Here is a 1,718-nt window from a genome sequence, read left to right on the forward strand (position 1 = left end):
CTGATCAGATCGTAGGTTCTTGATTTAGTTCCATTGAATTACGCAACAAAGCCGCTATAAGGTGGAAGATAATGCAGTTCGATATTTAGGACAAACGCCGCATCTTTGACTAAGTCACTGCGGTGATATCCTGCACCATCTAAGATGATATGAAGCTTATGGGCTAACAGATAGCTCTCTCTTAACTTACAGAAAAAGCGAACAATACTTTCACTGTTAATGCTTTCGTAATCGTGAACAATGGTGGCACCAATATCCGACAGGTTCAGTGCACCAATAATGTTCAATCTGCTGCGATCACCCGTTGTTTCAATCACTTTATCCTGACCAGTACGTATCCAGCCATGAGATATTTTGGTTGATAAGGTTGGGTGAACAGCGTCGATAAAAACTATCGTTTCACCCTTACCACAGCTTGCCTTTAGTGATTTATAACCATCTATGAAGGCTTGTTGTTTTGCTTCATCAAACTTGTGTGGAACGCCTTTCGGCTGCTTGTAGCTAAAGCCATTGTGGTGAAGCCATTTGTTCATACCTGAAACCGTATAATCAAGTCCAAATGTCTCTTTAACATAGGCGACAATTTGATGAGTATGAGAATAGGTTTTCTCAGTCAAATGCTCGATTAGGTGCATGGTTTGAGTAGCAGAAAGTTTACTTTGGCTTCCGCCATTTTCAGGCTTAAGTTTTTCAGAAAGAACGTAGTCACTGAGGTGACGTGCAACGGTCGATTCATTAATACGAAGGGCTTGTGAAATCATAGTCTGACTCCAGTCTTCAGAAGCTAGCAAAACAGCCTTAATACGGTCGCAAACTCGACTGTCACGTTCATTGTCGTGCATTTGTCCGAGTTGTAGTTTCTGTTGAGGAGTCAGTGCAATTTTCATGGCTCGTAGCATGATCCTGATTCTAAAGAAAATCAAGCATCTTCAATGATCACGGGTATAAATACCAATCAAATTTGCTCTAATTATTCATTTTTTGAATTGATATTAAATTTAAATTGATATTAAATCTGAATTGGGTTTCTATATATGCGATTTAACGTAATTATAAATATAATGGAGATATAAATGAAAAAAATCATTGCAGTAATACTTCTAGGAGTAACATGTTCTGTCTTAGCTAAAGAAGTGCCGGTTAATTCACCAGAAGTAGATTTGTTGCTTAGCAATAATACTATTCATGGTGTTCATTACGGGAAAAAAACAGTTCAATATTTTTCCGATTCAGGCACAACGTGGTGGATGAGTAGTGGTGATGTAAAACCCAGCGAAGGCACATGGCGCATTAAAAATAATAAATATTGTTCAAACTTTGGTAGTGGGGAAAGCTGCTACGAGGTTGTCCATGATAACTCACAAGATATCTATTACTTTTTAAAAGGCGATTTCCGAGCTCCGTTTATCCCTCGTGAGGGATACACGTTTAGCTCGGTAGACTAGTTGTTTCATTTATTTAACGTAACGGCACTTAGTGTGGCCCAAATTTAGACACAAGAACAGCTCCCTATTAGGAGCTGTTCTGCGTTACGGAGTCACGCAATTGAACATAGGAATAATGAACACCAATAATTTTTTTTAGTGAGTTTTTTAAAACGTATGTCTTTTTACGGATAACCTTGTTTTTCTTAGATTCATCACTACATCAAATATGAACAATATTGCTGTTAAACTAGTTTAAAGGTTTTGTATGGCTATCTATGTAGCGCCTGGTAA

Annotated in this window: 1 protein-coding gene and 1 pseudogene; one reads left to right on the forward strand and one right to left on the reverse strand. The window is 38.0% G+C overall.

Annotated elements, in window-relative coordinates; translation table 11 throughout:
* Nucleotides 1–53: 53 nt before the first annotated feature.
* Nucleotides 54–899, reverse strand: a pseudogene (locus AB6E08_RS23195) (IS630 family transposase); the annotation flags it as partial.
* A 174-nt stretch (nucleotides 900–1,073) separates the two neighbouring features.
* On the opposite strand from AB6E08_RS23195, the gene AB6E08_RS23200 reads away from it, so the two are divergent.
* A complete protein-coding gene (locus tag AB6E08_RS23200) occupies nucleotides 1,074–1,445 on the forward strand; it encodes a hypothetical protein (RefSeq protein ID WP_017097360.1) in 372 nt (123 codons plus the stop codon).
* The last annotated feature ends 273 nt before the right edge of the window (nucleotides 1,446–1,718 follow it).

Source organism: Vibrio sp. 10N.247.310.24, from assembly GCF_041467175.1.
Lineage (GTDB): Bacteria > Pseudomonadota > Gammaproteobacteria > Enterobacterales > Vibrionaceae > Vibrio > Vibrio tasmaniensis_A.

What these genes read in the sequence shown, in the direction of transcription:
- AB6E08_RS23200 (WP_017097360.1), top strand. Translation starts at nt 1,074, where the DNA reads ATGAAAAAAATCATTGCAGTAATACTTCTAGGAGTAACATGTTCTGTC.